This window comes from Paenibacillus sp. J31P316, assembly GCF_056269105.1.
Genome location: NZ_JBWDNI010000002.1, coordinates 873,611 through 887,776 on the forward strand (window position 1 = coordinate 873,611; position 14,166 = coordinate 887,776).

At 55.3% G+C, this 14,166-nt stretch carries 14 protein-coding genes; 6 read left to right on the plus strand and 8 right to left on the minus strand.

All coding sequences use genetic code 11. From position 1 onward, the window contains the following. Nucleotides 1-104: 104 nt before the first annotated feature. A complete protein-coding gene (locus tag AC0YNU_RS09350) occupies nt 105-959 on the minus strand; it encodes a manganese catalase family protein (protein ID WP_475755533.1) in 855 nt (284 codons plus the stop codon). Nucleotides 960-1,164: 205 nt separating this feature from the next. Between AC0YNU_RS09350 and AC0YNU_RS09355 the strand changes: the two genes are divergently transcribed. The 3 genes from AC0YNU_RS09355 to AC0YNU_RS09365 all read left to right on the plus strand — a co-directional run bounded on the left by AC0YNU_RS09355 (nt 1,165) and on the right by AC0YNU_RS09365 (nt 4,860). Next, entirely contained in the window at nt 1,165-2,838 is a 1,674-nt protein-coding gene (locus AC0YNU_RS09355) for a ribonuclease J (RefSeq protein WP_475755535.1), read from the plus strand. A 60-nt stretch (nt 2,839-2,898) separates the two neighbouring features. Continuing rightward, nucleotides 2,899-4,149: an MFS transporter gene (locus AC0YNU_RS09360; protein ID WP_475755537.1), complete on the plus strand. Its 1,251-nt coding sequence runs from the start codon at nt 2,899-2,901 to the stop codon at nt 4,147-4,149. A 174-nt stretch (nt 4,150-4,323) separates the two neighbouring features. Then, a complete protein-coding gene (locus AC0YNU_RS09365; protein WP_475755539.1) occupies nt 4,324-4,860 on the plus strand; it encodes a histidine phosphatase family protein in 537 nt (178 codons plus the stop codon). Between the two features lie 87 nt (nt 4,861-4,947). Here the strand turns inward: AC0YNU_RS09365 and AC0YNU_RS09370 are convergent, their stop codons facing one another. After that, nucleotides 4,948-5,718, minus strand: a complete 771-nt coding sequence (locus AC0YNU_RS09370; RefSeq protein ID WP_475755541.1) for a glycoside hydrolase family 73 protein — start codon at nt 5,716-5,718, stop codon at nt 4,948-4,950. A 189-nt stretch (nt 5,719-5,907) separates the two neighbouring features. Between AC0YNU_RS09370 and AC0YNU_RS09375 the strand changes: the two genes are divergently transcribed. Continuing rightward, nucleotides 5,908-7,305: a hypothetical protein gene (locus AC0YNU_RS09375; protein ID WP_475755543.1), complete on the plus strand. Its 1,398-nt coding sequence runs from the start codon at nt 5,908-5,910 to the stop codon at nt 7,303-7,305. A gap of 265 nt (nt 7,306-7,570) precedes the next feature. Next, nucleotides 7,571-8,326, plus strand: a complete 756-nt coding sequence (locus AC0YNU_RS09380; protein ID WP_475755545.1) for an MBL fold metallo-hydrolase — start codon at nt 7,571-7,573, stop codon at nt 8,324-8,326. Between the two features lie 105 nt (nt 8,327-8,431). On the opposite strand, the gene AC0YNU_RS09385 is transcribed toward AC0YNU_RS09380, so the two are convergent. Beyond that, nucleotides 8,432-8,896: a hypothetical protein gene (locus AC0YNU_RS09385; RefSeq protein WP_475755547.1), complete on the minus strand. Its 465-nt coding sequence runs from the start codon at nt 8,894-8,896 to the stop codon at nt 8,432-8,434. A gap of 185 nt (nt 8,897-9,081) precedes the next feature. Next, complete coding sequence (locus tag AC0YNU_RS09390; RefSeq protein WP_475755549.1) at nt 9,082-9,519, minus strand: Fur family transcriptional regulator; 438 nt, start codon at nt 9,517-9,519, stop codon at nt 9,082-9,084. Nucleotides 9,520-10,842: 1,323 nt separating this feature from the next. Between AC0YNU_RS09390 and AC0YNU_RS09395 the strand changes: the two genes are divergently transcribed. Continuing rightward, a complete protein-coding gene (locus AC0YNU_RS09395) occupies nt 10,843-11,328 on the plus strand; it encodes a hypothetical protein (RefSeq protein WP_475755551.1) in 486 nt (161 codons plus the stop codon). Nucleotides 11,329-11,462: 134 nt separating this feature from the next. On the opposite strand, the gene AC0YNU_RS09400 is transcribed toward AC0YNU_RS09395, so the two are convergent. The 4 genes from AC0YNU_RS09400 to AC0YNU_RS09415 are packed head-to-tail and all read right to left on the minus strand — an operon-like array spanning nt 11,463 to nt 14,164. Further along, complete coding sequence (locus AC0YNU_RS09400; protein WP_475755553.1) at nt 11,463-12,278, minus strand: TatD family hydrolase; 816 nt, start codon at nt 12,276-12,278, stop codon at nt 11,463-11,465. A 47-nt stretch (nt 12,279-12,325) separates the two neighbouring features. Continuing rightward, nucleotides 12,326-13,099 carry an ABC transporter ATP-binding protein gene (locus AC0YNU_RS09405; protein WP_475755555.1) on the minus strand — a complete coding sequence of 258 codons (774 nt, stop codon included), beginning with the start codon at nt 13,097-13,099 and terminating at the stop codon, nt 12,326-12,328. Further along, nucleotides 13,096-13,872 carry an ABC transporter permease gene (locus AC0YNU_RS09410; protein ID WP_475755557.1) on the minus strand — a complete coding sequence of 259 codons (777 nt, stop codon included), beginning with the start codon at nt 13,870-13,872 and terminating at the stop codon, nt 13,096-13,098. Before AC0YNU_RS09410 ends, AC0YNU_RS09405 begins: the two co-directional genes overlap by 4 nt. Then, nucleotides 13,862-14,164 carry a thiamine-binding protein gene (locus AC0YNU_RS09415; protein ID WP_475755559.1) on the minus strand — a complete coding sequence of 101 codons (303 nt, stop codon included), beginning with the start codon at nt 14,162-14,164 and terminating at the stop codon, nt 13,862-13,864. Before AC0YNU_RS09415 ends, AC0YNU_RS09410 begins: the two co-directional genes overlap by 11 nt. Between the last annotated feature and the right edge of the window lie 2 nt (nt 14,165-14,166).

The following is a 14,166-nucleotide window of genomic DNA, read 5'->3' on the forward strand; positions in this document are numbered from 1 at the left end:
CAAAACGATGACCTTATTGAATACATCCTTGCACGACCAATAAGAGCCTGGCGATTGCGCCAGGCTCTTATTGGTGTCGGAAATCGAATCGGTCTGCGCATCACCTAACGATTCATGTCCGTGAGTCCTGGACTATGCTCGTTCGGCATATCCGGAAGCTGCGGCACCGGAAAACCAAGCGGTGGCGGCGCGACGGACAACTCGCCGCCGTTGCGGCTGGGCGACTTGCCTTGATAGATCTCGCCGATCCGGGTCTGATCCAATCTGAAGTTGAACTGGATGTTATGGTAGCCCATATCGACGAATTTACGGCATTCCGGATACTTGTTGATATCGTAATTCGGAACGGGAAACAGCTTTCCCCATTCGACGCCGAGCGTCTCCAGCGCTTTCGCAAACGCGTTCTGATGCGCATTGTCGCGGACGATGAGGAAGCCGAGCGTCTCGCGAAGCGCTTTGTTCGCGCTCATCTCGTATATTCTCGTCTTCTGCAGAACGCCGGTGGATTCGAGCACCACGTTGTTGAGCAGATCCGCAATCAGATTGCCGTGGCTGTATACGTAGGATCCGCTCCACGGATTCCCTCCCGCATCGACGGGCAGGGAGCTCTTGGCCCCCATAATGAAATGATGCGGATTGGCATGCTTGATCGCTTCGTCCAGAGGCGCGGCATCGATGCCTGCATTGCCCGGCATCGAATCTCCCGCTTCATTAAGCAGCTGGTTAATGGTGCTTTGGACCAGCTCCACGTGCGCGATTTCTTCCAGAAAGACGCCGCGCAGCAAATCCCGATACTGCTTGGCTTTGCCCCTGAAGTTGGCGCTTTGGAAAGAATATTGCATCATCGTGCGCATCTCGCCGAATTGTCCGCCAAGCGCCTCCTGCAGCACTCTTGCCGCGCCTGGATCCGGCCGATCGACTTCGATTTTATTAATCAATTCTTCTTTGTAGTAGTACAAGCGGGTCCCTCCTCGTAAGCTAAGCTGGTTAACCTCCTTTATCTTTCCTGCCCCGCTAGCTGCTATTCCAAGCAAAATTAGGCAGTCCGGATACCGCTTCTGCCATTCGTCGTCATGGATAAACGTCTCTCCGGCGAGAGACATTAACCTCATTCTGTAGTATTGGACGAGAACCAACCAAAGCTTATGAAGGGGCGCTTCCAGTATGAGTCCGAAGGCAGACAGACTATCGATCGCCGCTCTCGGCGGCGTGCACGAAATCGGCAAAAATATGTATATCGTTCAATATAACGACGACATCATTGTCGTCGATTGCGGTTCCAAGTTTCCGGACGAAAGCTTACCGGGCATAGACGTGATCATCCCGGACATCACGTATCTGCTGGAGAATCAGAAACAGGTCAAGGGACTTATCGTCACGCACGGCCATGAAGACCATATCGGCGCAATCCCTTACGTCATCAAACAATTGAACATGCCGGTCTACGCGACGCGTCTCACGCTTGGACTGATCAGAGGGAAGCTCAAGGAGCATGGGCTGCTCGGCAGCACCAAATTGCACGAGATCGATTCCAATACGACGCTTGCGCTCGGCGCCATTCCGGTTCGCTTCTTCAGTACGAACCACAGTATCCCCGACTGTCTCGGCGTCGCGTTCCATACGCCGCAGGGCGTTGTCGTGCATACGGGCGATTTCAAGTTCGACTTGACGCCGGTGAATGCCCAGTATGCCGATATTCATAAAATGGCCGAGATCGGGCAGAATGGCGTATTGGCGCTGCTCTCGGAGAGCACCAACGCGGAACGTCCGGGCTTCACGCCTTCGGAAAGAAGCGTCGGGGAGCATATCCTTGAAGCTTTCCAGAAAGCGGATAAGAAAATCTTTCTTGCGACGTTCGCATCTAACGTTCACCGCGTCCAGCAGGTCATCGATGCCACGGAGCAAACCGACCGCAAACTCGTTCTGCTTGGGCGAAGCATGGTCAACGTGGTCGATATCGCCTCCTCGCTCGGATACTTGAGACTTCCCGAGGGGATGCTGGTGGAGCCTTCGGATTGCAACCGCTATGCCCCCAGTGAACTTGTTATCCTGTGCACGGGAAGTCAAGGCGAGCCGATGGCCGCGCTTGCCAGGCTGGCAAGCGGCAATCACAGGCAAATTCGCGTCGACGCGGGCGATACGGTCATTCTAGCGGCGTCCCCGATTCCCGGGAACGAGCGCAACGTCGGCCAGATCGTGAACAATTTGTTCGAGCGGCGGGCCAAGGTCATTTACGGCTCGGGGAACGTGACGGGCATGCATGTCTCCGGGCACGCCAGTCAAGAAGAGCTGAAGCTTATGCTGACCTTAATGAAGCCCAAATACTTCATACCGATACATGGCGAATACCGCATGCTTCATCAGCATCGTCTGCTTGCGGAAGCGGTAGGCGTTGAGCCCGACAAGATCTTCCTCGTTAATAACGGGGATGTCGTGGACTTCACAGGCTCCGCCGCGCGCCAAGATCGCAAAATCCCAAGCGGAAACACCCTTGTCGACGGCCTGGGCATCGGGGATGTCGGGCAAATCGTTCTGCGCGACCGCAAAGTGCTGTCCGAGGACGGGATCGTCATCCTTGTCGTCTCGATCGCCAAGTCCGATGCGAAGATCGTATCCGGGCCGGACGTCATCTCCCGCGGCTTCGTCTATGTGAGGGAATCCGAAGGCCTCATGGAGGAAGTCCAACGCATAGCGCTGTCCACCATTGCGAAGCTGCAAGAAGCTAACATCAATCAGTGGGGCGAATATAAACAAGCACTTCGGGATGCGCTAGGTAAATTTCTGTTCACACATACGAAGAGAAGACCCATGATTATTCCGATCATCATTCAAGTTTAACGAACGAACGCGAATGGCTTGGGCTTCCAGCGGGATCATGGAAGGAGAACTTACTAAACGGTGAAAGCGAAGAAAAAGTTGGATTTGGCAGCGTTATCCTCCATTCCGCTCATCATGACGCTCGCGAATTCCATGCTGATCCCGATTCTCCCCTTAATGCAGCGGGAGCTGAAGATATCCGAGATGCAAACGAGCTTAATCATTACGGTGTATGCTGCGGTATCCATCGTATGCATCCCCATTGCCGGTTATCTATCGGATCGATTCGGCCGCAAGCGCGTCATCGTCATCGGTCTTTCCATTGTTGCAGTCGGCGGAGTCGTGTCGGGATTGGCTGCCTGGCTAATGAACTCGCATGGCTATGGCGTTATATTACTGGGCCGGTTTATTCAAGGCATCGGAGCGGCCGGCGCATTCCCGGTCGTACTTCCGCTAGTCGGGGACATGTTCGACAGCAAGGAAGAAGTCAGCAGCGGCCTCGGCATGATCGAGACCTCCAATACGTTCGGCAAGGTGCTAAGTCCCGTATTAGGTTCGGCGCTGGCCTTGGTCGTGTGGTTTTTGCCGCTCGCCGTCATCCCAATCATCTCAGCCGTATCCATCGTTGCGGTCCTCATCTTCGTGAAGGTCCCCCCCGCCCAAAGCTCGGACAAATCCGGGGACACGAAAGGCTTTCGCGCTTTCGTTCACGAGGTGGCTACTTTACTGACGGAGAAAGGAAGATGGCTGTACGCCATCTTCGCGATCGGCTGCCTGGCCATGTTTATCATGTTCGGGTTTCTGTACGACCTGTCATCCGTTCTGGAGGATCGGTACCATATACATGGCATCAATAAGGGCCTTCTGTTGGCCATACCGCTGAGCGCCATTTGTTTATCTTCCTATATCGCAGGCAAGATCGTCGGGGAGAATAAGCGAAGAATGAAAATGTTCAGCGTCGTCGGTTTGTTCCTGCTAACCGCCGCCATGCTGACTTGCGGGTTGGTCGATTCCAATCGCCTCTGGTTCCTGATCACGTTCATGTTCGTCAGCGGGGTGGGAATCGGCGCAGTACTCCCCAGCTTGGACGCCTTGATTACGGAAGGCATCGATAAGAAAGAACGGGGAACGATTACCGCTTTGTACAGCAGCGCACGGTTTATCGGCGTCGCGCTTGGGCCGCTGATCGCTTCGGTCATGATGAAGCATGAATCGGGATTGTTTTATCTGTTCGCGGGGTGTGCGCTGCTTTGTTCCTTGCTTGCGCTTCTTGCAATCAAGCCTAGCAAAGAACCAGCACAAGACAATAAAAAAATGCCGGCGGCAAAATAACTTTACAACTACACGCCAATCACCGAGATCATCCGGTGAGTGGCGTGTTTTGTTAGTTAACCTTTTGTGTTGTCACGTCTTTCTTGCCGGCTCTCGCAGTCGATCCGTCACCTTAGACAGGAATAGGCCCGCTTCCCGCAGAATAGGTAAACATTTCCTAGAGGAGTGGTGCGAATGATCGTCGTTGTCAGGCACGGACAAACGGATTGGAACAAGGAAGGAAGGCTGCAAGGTCGTAACGGACTTCCTTTGAATGCCGAAGGATTAGCACAGGCGGAGAATCTACGCGACCAACTCGGCTCCATCGCGTTCCACGCTGTCTATTCCTCGCCGCAGGAGCGCGCTTTCCAAACGGCAGCTATCGTTACCGGCACTGCGCCCGTCATCGATCGCAGACTCGATGTGTTTGATCTGGGCGAAGCGGACGGATTACGCCGGGAAGAAGCCGCTTTGCTGGGAGCGATTCCGGATCCCGGCGTGTATGCAGGGGTCGAGGACGGCCGCGCGTTCATCGGGAGGGTATTCGCATTCATGCGCGAGCTCGAGGAGAAGCACGGCGGCGCTGAGGTCAATATCCTGCTGTCCGGGCATCGATGCACCACGGGATGCATCGGGGCTTATTTCGAAGGCATTCCGGAGGACGGTAATCCGTTGCGTTATTCCTCTGGGAACGGCCAATTCAAGATCTACCGATTCGATGAGAAGCCGTAGACGCAAACAGGCTGCCAGGGTAAAATCCCATGTTGCCTGTCCTTGTATCTCACCTGCACCTACGAATTACACATCGGTACCGTGCCGCTATCCAATCAGCTTCGCGCGGTACAGCACGGATAGAAGACGGTAAAAGTCGTAGCTCCCGCCGTTCGGCGTATCGATAAGATGCTTCTTTACGGCAGCGGCCACGGCCTCCTTCGCCCAAGCTGGAATCTCCTTCACTTCATGCAGCGCCTCCAGCCGCGCTGACTGCGCTTGCAGCGCCTGCATGGCTGCGTTTTGGCTGACCAGCTCGGCCTTGAGCGTCTCGTTATCGGTCGACAGTCGCGCCACAGCCGATTGAAGCGCGGCGAACGCTGCCTTTTCCTCTGCTGTCATGGGCTCCTCCTCCTCTTTCCACACATCGTAAACCGTTAAGTGATTCGTATTTATGATGCTAATGAGTTTGTTCGCATAATCCGGATCTGTCGCATAGCCGCTTGCCTGCAGCATGCGCGCTTGTTCGATCGGCGACAGCGCGCTCCTGACCGCCAGATAGCGGCTCCGCGCGTACAATAGATCCTGATCTTTATAGAAGTCATAGATGCTGTCGTATGCCCGGAAAGCCGCTACGACGCTAACGCGCATTCCGTTAATCACTTCCCAGGTCGTCTTGTTGACGACCGTCCCTTTCCAGAAACCGTTCGGCACCCCTCCGCTCGCCTTATAGCCGCCCAGGTTGTTCCACGCCGGAATATTCCCTCCGGTCTCCAGCCAGCTCTGCGCGAGCCGAACGGACGGATAGATCGGGGAGCCTTCGGCGTAGAGCTGTTGCGCGAGTTCACCGAGCAATGCGAAGAACGATTGTTTGTCCATCTTTTACACCTCCCTCGGCATGATTCGATTGAGAAGAACAAGCAGGACTTGTCACATCTATATGCTGGAACGGGCGAGACGGAAACCGCAGACGCCCTGGTCCTCCCAAGTCAGGACGAACGCCTATTCCGGATGCTGCATACCATGTAGCATCACATTGGAGTGTGTTTCCGAAGGGGAGGATTTCGAGTGGAATTACAGTTGGTTCCGCTGCATTGGGTATACCTCGCTTTTATCGTGCTTATTCTTGGCGTGCTGATTAAAAGGCGGGATACGACGCTCGTCTGCGTCGTCGGTATCTTCGCTCTCGGCTTAATCGCGACCGACAGCCTAAGCGGCTCGGTCAGCGGGATATTCAACAGCTTTATCTATGCGACGCAGGAACTCATCGGCACGATCTTCATCATTTCCATCATCGTCGCGATGAGCCGCATTCTCATTCGCACGGGCATCAACGAAATCATGGTCGAGCCGCTGACGCGGTTCATGCGCACGCCGGCCCTCGCTTTCTGGGGCATTGGCCTGATCATGATGGTGACTTCGTGGTTCTTCTGGCCGTCGCCTGGCGTCGCCCTCATCGGCGCCGTCCTGCTGCCCGTGGCTGTCCGCGTCGGACTACCTGCGTTGGGAGCGGCGATGGCGATGAATTTATTCGGCCATGGCATCGCTTTGTCCGGCGATTATATCATTCAAGGCGCTCCCAAGCTGACCGCCGACGCCGCCGGACTGCCGGTAGCCAGCGTCATGGAGGCCAGCATCCCGCTCGTCATCGTGATGGGCCTTGTCACGACCGTTACCGCTTTCTGGATGATGCGCAGCGATATCAAGAAAGGAACATGGCGCGACGGCCTCGTTGCCGGACCGGCCCTTGCCGCTTCTTCCGAGGAGGACCGGATCGCTCTCCCGCTCCGCTGGAAGCAAACGCTCGCCGTGCTCATCCCGCTTCTCTTCATCGTCGATGTCATCGGCATGTTCGTGCTGGACTTGCAAGGAGGCGATGCCACGGCGCTTGTCGGCGGCACGGCCATCTTCATTCTCCTGCTCGTGACGATGCTCGCGCATCGCGGCAAAGGTCTGGAACAGACGACGGAATATTTAATCGAAGGCTTTCAATTCGGTTTCAAAGTATTCGGTCCCGTCATCCCGATCGCCGCTTTCTTCTACTTGGGCGATTCCGCGTTCACGACGTTGTTCGGCAATACGCTGCCGGAAGGCTCGCAAGGGATCGTCAACGATCTCGGGGTTGCGCTTGCCAATCATGTTCCGCTTAACCAAGCGGTCGCCTCGGTCACCTTGACCGTAACTGGCGCGATCACCGGTCTTGACGGATCCGGTTTTTCGGGTATCTCGCTCGCCGGTTCCATCGCCCACCTCTTCGCCACTGCAATCGGGAGCGGCGCAGCGACGCTTACCGCTCTGGGCCAAGTCGCTGCGATTTGGGTCGGCGGCGGCACGCTGATCCCGTGGGCGCTCATCCCCGCAGCCGCGATCTGCGGCGTCAGCCCCTTCGAGCTAGCGCGCCGCAACTTAAAGCCCGTAATGATTGGGCTTGCGGCTACAACGATCGTTGCGATGTTTCTTGTGTAGCAGGATGTAGGCAGCATATAAGCTGCATTTGGCAGCATCCCTAGAGCAACAGCAAAACCCGGGAAGCATCGCGCTGAACCCGGGTTTTGTTTTGCCATCGAAAACTATGCTTCTTCTCCATGCATGCATCTAAAACAGTTTCGCGAAAATCAACATTATACATTGACAAATAGTTATTTTTGTGATATAATATTTAAATTTTTATTTGACTGCTTATTTTCTCTTCGTTTATGATAGGTGCGAATCTAAATTGCGGAGGGATATCATGATCATCGCTGCTGGCCTCGTTATGCTCGAAATCCATGCTGTCATCATGGGAAACCCGAATGTCATTCACCCGACCCTGTCGTGGAATGAGAATCGCGTCGTGCTTGTTGATACGGGCTACCCGGGACAGCTTCCACTCATTCAAGCGGCCATGAGCGCCGCCGGTCAACCACTCGAATCGATCACCGATGTCATCATCACCCACCAGGATATCGACCATATTGGCAGTCTTCCCGTGTTGCTGGATCAAGTGCACCCACGCCCTGCCGTATGGTCATCGGAGCTCGAACAGCCTTATATTCAGGGAGATCGGCTGCTCATCAAAGTAACCCCGGAAGGCGTCGACCGCGCCTTGGCTTCGCTGCCTTCACAAGTATCCGAGGACATGCGGCGCGCATTCCGGCATACGCTGCTGAACCCGCCTCACGCTCCGGTCGACCGATTGATCGGTTTTGGACAAGCCGGAACACCGATCGACGGCCTAACCATACTGGATACGCCAGGTCACACGCCAGGGCATATCAGCCTCTATCATCAAGCGAGCAAAACATTGATTGCCGGCGATGCGCTGCTCGTGCAGGATGGCCGTCTCCAACTGGCGAACGAAAGCAACAACTACGACCATGCGCAAGCGCGTCAGTCGCTGCGGGCGTTTAGCGAGTTAGACATCAGCGGTATCATCTGCTATCACGGCGGCTATTATCAAGGTAATGTACGAGCCCGCATTCTTGAGTTGTTGGAGGAAGCCGAATAGCTGTCGGACGAGTCCCGTTTGCGAAGCGGCAAGCGCGAAGTGGAACGTTGAAAATTAAAACGTGTTGAAATGAACAAAAGGCGCCGTTAGCTGGCGCCCTTGCATTTATTCGCTATAACGGTCCATCCAGGCCTTTTGCCATTCTTGGTAAGCCATCGATTGAAGCTCTTCTAACGTTTTTCCCTCCAGGGACCAATAGCCGCCATCCGACGTATCGCCATGCGGAAATGAAGTCCCCCCGATAGGTTTACGATCGACGACGTAGACATACACGTCCACTTTCCCTTTCGCTAGCGGATGGTGCTCGACGATGAACTTTTCGACGTCGACGGTTTTCCCCAGATAGTCGCCAGGATCGACCGGCTGCAAGCCCCAATGGATCATATAAGGCAGCGCGATTAATTTCTGCTTCGTCAACTCGTAACGTTCAGCGCGCCCTTCATACGATATGACGTGGTACCCCTTATTCTCGAGAAAACGTTTATTGGCGACTTGGTCTTGTGCTATAGCACTGCTTTTCGCGCAGCCGACTACGAAAGCCAGCAGCAGAATCGCCGTCAAAATCTTCATGCCCATCCCCCCGGACGAATCGTTTTCCTTTTCGACGATTGCCGGTCGGAATATGTTTCAGCATACATAGAGGCGTAAGTCGCCATATGCTTGCATTCCTGATTATTCCACGCAAATAGCGCCACTGCGGATTCATCAAATGAATCCGCAGTGGCGTTTTGTCGGTTCCTATCGATAGCGATGCATTATTCCTTCTGACAAGCCTCGCAAACGCCGAACACTTCAAACCGGTGATTCATGATTTTGAAATTCCCCGGCAGATCGAGCTTCTGCTCCATCGGACAATATTCGAACGTCAGCGTCTTCTCGCAATTGACGCAAATCAAATGGTGATGGTGATGGTCGAGGCAGCTGGCGCGGAATTTCAATCCGCCCTCCATGAAATAAAACTGCTCCAATGCTCCCATCTCGCTTAGCAGCCGAAGGTTCCTGTATACCGTATCGAAGCTCACGCCAGGATAGGCGACCGCCATTTGATCGTAGACATCCTTAGGAGATAAGTAGCCTTCCGACTTGGAAAAGATCTCGGCCATCTCCCTGCGCTGCTCGGTGATCCGCCAACCGTTGGCAGTCATGACACCGATCATTTGCTTCACCGAATCATGACCATGTGAATCAGCCATCTCACTCGCCCTTCCCGTAGACATTATCGTTTGAACGGCACAGCCGTTGATTATCAATCCATACGTTCACTTCATACGTTCGAGCAAGCACGCAGCGTCTATCGACTGAATGTCAGCTCCAGAAAAGTTAAGCCTATCTTCTCTAGTTTAGCATATTTCGGCGAAGATTCATCATGAATGAAGCAAAACTTCCATAAGATGAATCAAGAAACCTTTCAAGAAACGAGTAAATCTCCCTAAGTTGTCCTTATTCAGCCGACGATTTCATCGAAGTTGACGACAAGCTTCAACAATTAAAATTTGCCATTGACAAGGATGTCCTCCAACGTTTCGCCTCCACCCGAGAGGTTTTTTTTGTTGTCCTACCTTAGGCTTCTATTGAAAGGTGCGGTGAAGCGCTTGAAAAGTAAAGCTTCGATACGGCTTTGCCGTACCTGCCGACATATACCCGCTAAATGCTGCTGCAATCCTAATACAAAGAAGCCTCTTCGCAACCATCGGCCTAAGCCGAAACCGGCGCCACCGATTATTGGAGTGACGGGCCCGACAGGTCCAACTGGCGCAATCGGACCTGTTGGGCTGACAGGAAGTCCAGGGATTCTGGGCCTCCGAGGATCCCCCGGTATCCAAGGCGTGCCTGGCATGCGCGGACCTGATGGCTCGACTGGCGCAACCGGAGCAACCGGACCTCAAGGCGTGCCTGGACCTATGGGAGCTGCGGGGGTTACGGGAATCGGCGTTACTGGTGCCACCGGGGCTACGGGCGCTGTTGGAACGACAGGCCCAACTGGACCTGGTTTAGGGATAACAGGAGCGACTGGAATTACGGGCGAAATAGGAAGAACCGGGGTTACAGGCGCTACTGGCGTTACCGGTACTACCGGCATTACCGGAGTCACCGGTATTACTGGATCTACTGGTGCTTCAGGAGCTACGGGAGCTACCGGTAATACTGGTGCTATTGGGGCAATTGGCATTACGGGCTTTACAGGTGCCACTGGAGTTACTGGAGCTACGGGGGCTACCGGGAGTACCGGGACTACTGGGGCTACTGGCGTCACCGGAGCTACTGGACTAACAGGCACTACTGGAGCCACTGGTTCGATTGGCGCTATCGGAGCCACCGGCGTTACTGGCCCGACTGGGGCTACTGGGGCTACTGGAGCCACTGGAATTACCGGAGCTACTGGAGCTACTAGCGTCACTGGCCCGACTGGCGCTACTGGCGTTACCGGCGTTACTGGGCCGACTGGGGCTACCGGAGCCACTGGATCTACAGGTACTACAGGTAACACTGGCGATACAGGCGCTACCGGCCCCAGCGTGCTGGCCGATGGATTTTCCGCAACAAGAGCACCGACCACGACAGCTGCCGGCACGCAGCTGGCCAACTGGACCGTAACCGATCCGTATTACACCGGTACGGGATTTAACGCGACCACCGGGACATACACCATTCCGGTCACCGGACGATATGCGATTAAAGCGACGCTCACGTACACGACGACTGCCTCGCTCAGCGTTCAAATCGGAGGAGGAGTGAATCCAAGCTTTGTCATACGGAGAACAAGCGCCCCCATTACAGACCTGGTATCCGGACTTTTTCCGATCCTGGACGTGAACATCCTGCTTCTTTTGACTCTGCGCGTCATTCTCGGAAGCGCCACCGTCACATTGGCCGGGGATGTCTTGCTGAACGCAGGCGACACCATCGCCATTTTCTACGTCAACAACGGCTTGACCGTGAACATCAACCTCGGCGGAGCCGCTGCATCCGCAACGGTATGGTCGATGCATCGGCTGACCTGAGCAGCGTTGAGCATCGTTAACGAAACCAAAAAGGATAGCGTTCCTTGTCAACATCCATCGACAGGAACGCTATCCTTTTATCCTGGCACGCATTTCTGCATGCTCGAGCTGTAACTGTCTTGCATGCCTAACCGCTAGTCCAAACCATAAAAACGTCTCGCATTGCCCAGCAGCTGTTCTTCCGCAGCCTGAAGCTGGAGCCCTTTTAACGCCGCAATCTCCTCGGCGACCTGGCGCACCATACCCGGAGCAGTCGGCATGCCCGCGAACGGTCCTTCGAACAACCAAGGTCCGTCGGTTTCGGTCATCATCAGCTCGATGGGATACTGCCTTACAAGCGCCCGAATCTCCTCTTCATAGCACACGTCCGGCGTGACGGAGATCCGGTACCCGTTCGCCGCCATTCGCCGAATCGTCTCCTCCGAGCCCTTGAACCAATGAAAATGAGCCCGCTTGATGCCATAGCGTTCTAACAAGTCACAGGCTTTGTCACCGTCCTCGTATACCGCATGCAGCACGATCGGCGCATCCAATTTGGACGCCAGCTTCACGAACCGTTCAAGCAATTCCATGTAAGGCGCTTCGTCAAAAGGTTTGCCAGCCGCCTCCGCTTCCGACCTCGTATAGTAGGGAAGCCCGACCTCCCCGATCGCAAAAGCCTCCCCTGCGGCAGCCCGCTCCTCGATCCAATGCAGCAGCGCATCCAATTCGGCTTCGGATGGAATCTCCTGCTCGGGATGAAAACCATAGGCAGGATGGACGCGGCCCGGAAAGCGCCGAGCCAGCTCCCGATTCGCGCGAGAAGACTTCGAATGCATCGAAACGGCAATGACCGCAGCCAGACCATCTTGTTCCAAAGCCGCCACGAGAAGCGCGTCCCGCTCCTGTTCGTCGTACAAATCCAAATGAATATGCGCATCGATCCATCGTCCGCGCGCCGCGTCCTTCATCTCTCCAGCTCCTTCACGGTCAAGCGACCCTGCGTCGCTCATGACGATCACAACGTTGAGGCAGGCCGCAGCATCTCATACAGCTCCTGCTTGAGATGAATAAAGGCGGGGTCCCCCCAAAGCGTCTCCGATCGGGGTCTTGCAAAAGGAACTCGCATCTCGCGTACGATAGCCGCCGGAGCGGACGAGAGAACGAGTATCCGGTCCGACAGCAGCAGCGCTTCTTCGATACTGTGCGTGACGAACAGAACGGATCGGCGGTTGCTTTCCCACAAGGAGAGCAGCCAGGCTTGCATATGCTGCCGCGTCAACGCATCCAGCGCGCTGAACGGCTCGTCGAGGCACATCAGCTTCTGCGGAGAAAGCAGCGCTCGCAGGAAGGAAACTCGCTGCTGCATGCCTCCCGAGAGCACATCCGGATAGCTGTCCGCGACCCCGTCCAGTCCGACGCGGGCAAGCCATTCGCGGGCAAGCTCGCGCGCTTCCTTTTGCCCGATGCCTGCAATCGTCAGCGACAACACGATATTGCCTTCGATCGTCAACCAGGGCATTAATGACGCCTGCTGCGGCATATAGGCAATATGTCCGCGGGATCCGACCGTGCTGATGCCATGAATCGCAATATCCCCCGAGGTCGGCAATTCAAGACCGCCGATTAAGTGAAACAGCGTCGTCTTGCCGCTGCCTGACGGGCCGATCAACGTCACGAATTCGCCTTCGTCGACATGGAACGAGATATCGTCAAGCACTCTTTTCTCAGGCGATTTACGGTCAACCTTGAAAATCTTCGTCAAATGGGTAACTTCCAATACGGCACTCATGAATGCTTTCCATCCCTTCTTGCAGACGCCGATCCACGCACGAGCATCCGCTCCGCCAGCGCGATGACGCCGAACAATGCCAAGCTGAGCAGCACGATGACCGAAATCGCCGCAAACACCTTCGTGGTCTCGAAGCCATGCTGGGCGAGCAGGATGAAGTAGCCGAGACCGCTGTCCGAGCCGATCGATTCCGCGTAGATCGCACTGATGACGCTATAGGAAGCCGCGATTTTCAGACCGGAGAACAGATGAGGCATCGAGCCGGGAAGCTCCATTCGCCAAAACAGCTGGCTCTGCGAGGCGCCGATCATACGCATGTAACTGTACAGACCGCCGTCGCTCTTCGAAAGTCCCGTCATCATGGCGACAGCTACGGGGAAGAACGTCACGAGCGTAATCAGGATGACGCGCGGCAGCATGCCAAAGCCGAACCAGAGGACGAGCAGCGGACCGAGCGCCATGATCGGGACGTTCTGGCTCAGCACGAGCAGCGGGTAAAACCCCGATTTCACCCACGGAATAATGTGAAGCAGAGCCGCAATCAAGAACCCGAGAGCTGCGCCGACGCCAAAGCCGATCAGCGTCATGGCAAGCGTGGAGCGCATATGATGCGCAAGCTGCGGCGCCGAATCGTACGCTTGCTTCGCGATGGCTGACGGAGAAGGCAAGATATACGAATCGGTATGCAAGAGCCACACCGCCGCCTGCCATAGCAGCAGGAAAGCTGCCAATACGATGACCGGCGGAAGCAGGCGCGTTCGTTTACTGCCCATCCGGATATTTCTCGAGCAGAACGTCCATCGACGCCGTACCTGCCGGAACATAGTAGACTTTGATTTGCGAGATGATCGACGGACAGCCCATTTCGGCCATCGCCGTATTCATGTCCTGAACGACGCCGAGCAGCAGGTTGAGATCCCCCTCCATCGTCGTTTCCAACGGAGCCACGCGATAAGGGACGCCGGCCGCCTTAATGATTTCGATAGCCCGGTCGACATAAGGAATCACGCTCTCCCCGTTCGGCGTACGAGGAATGATTTGAATGCTTACGAGTGCGTTTGCCATCC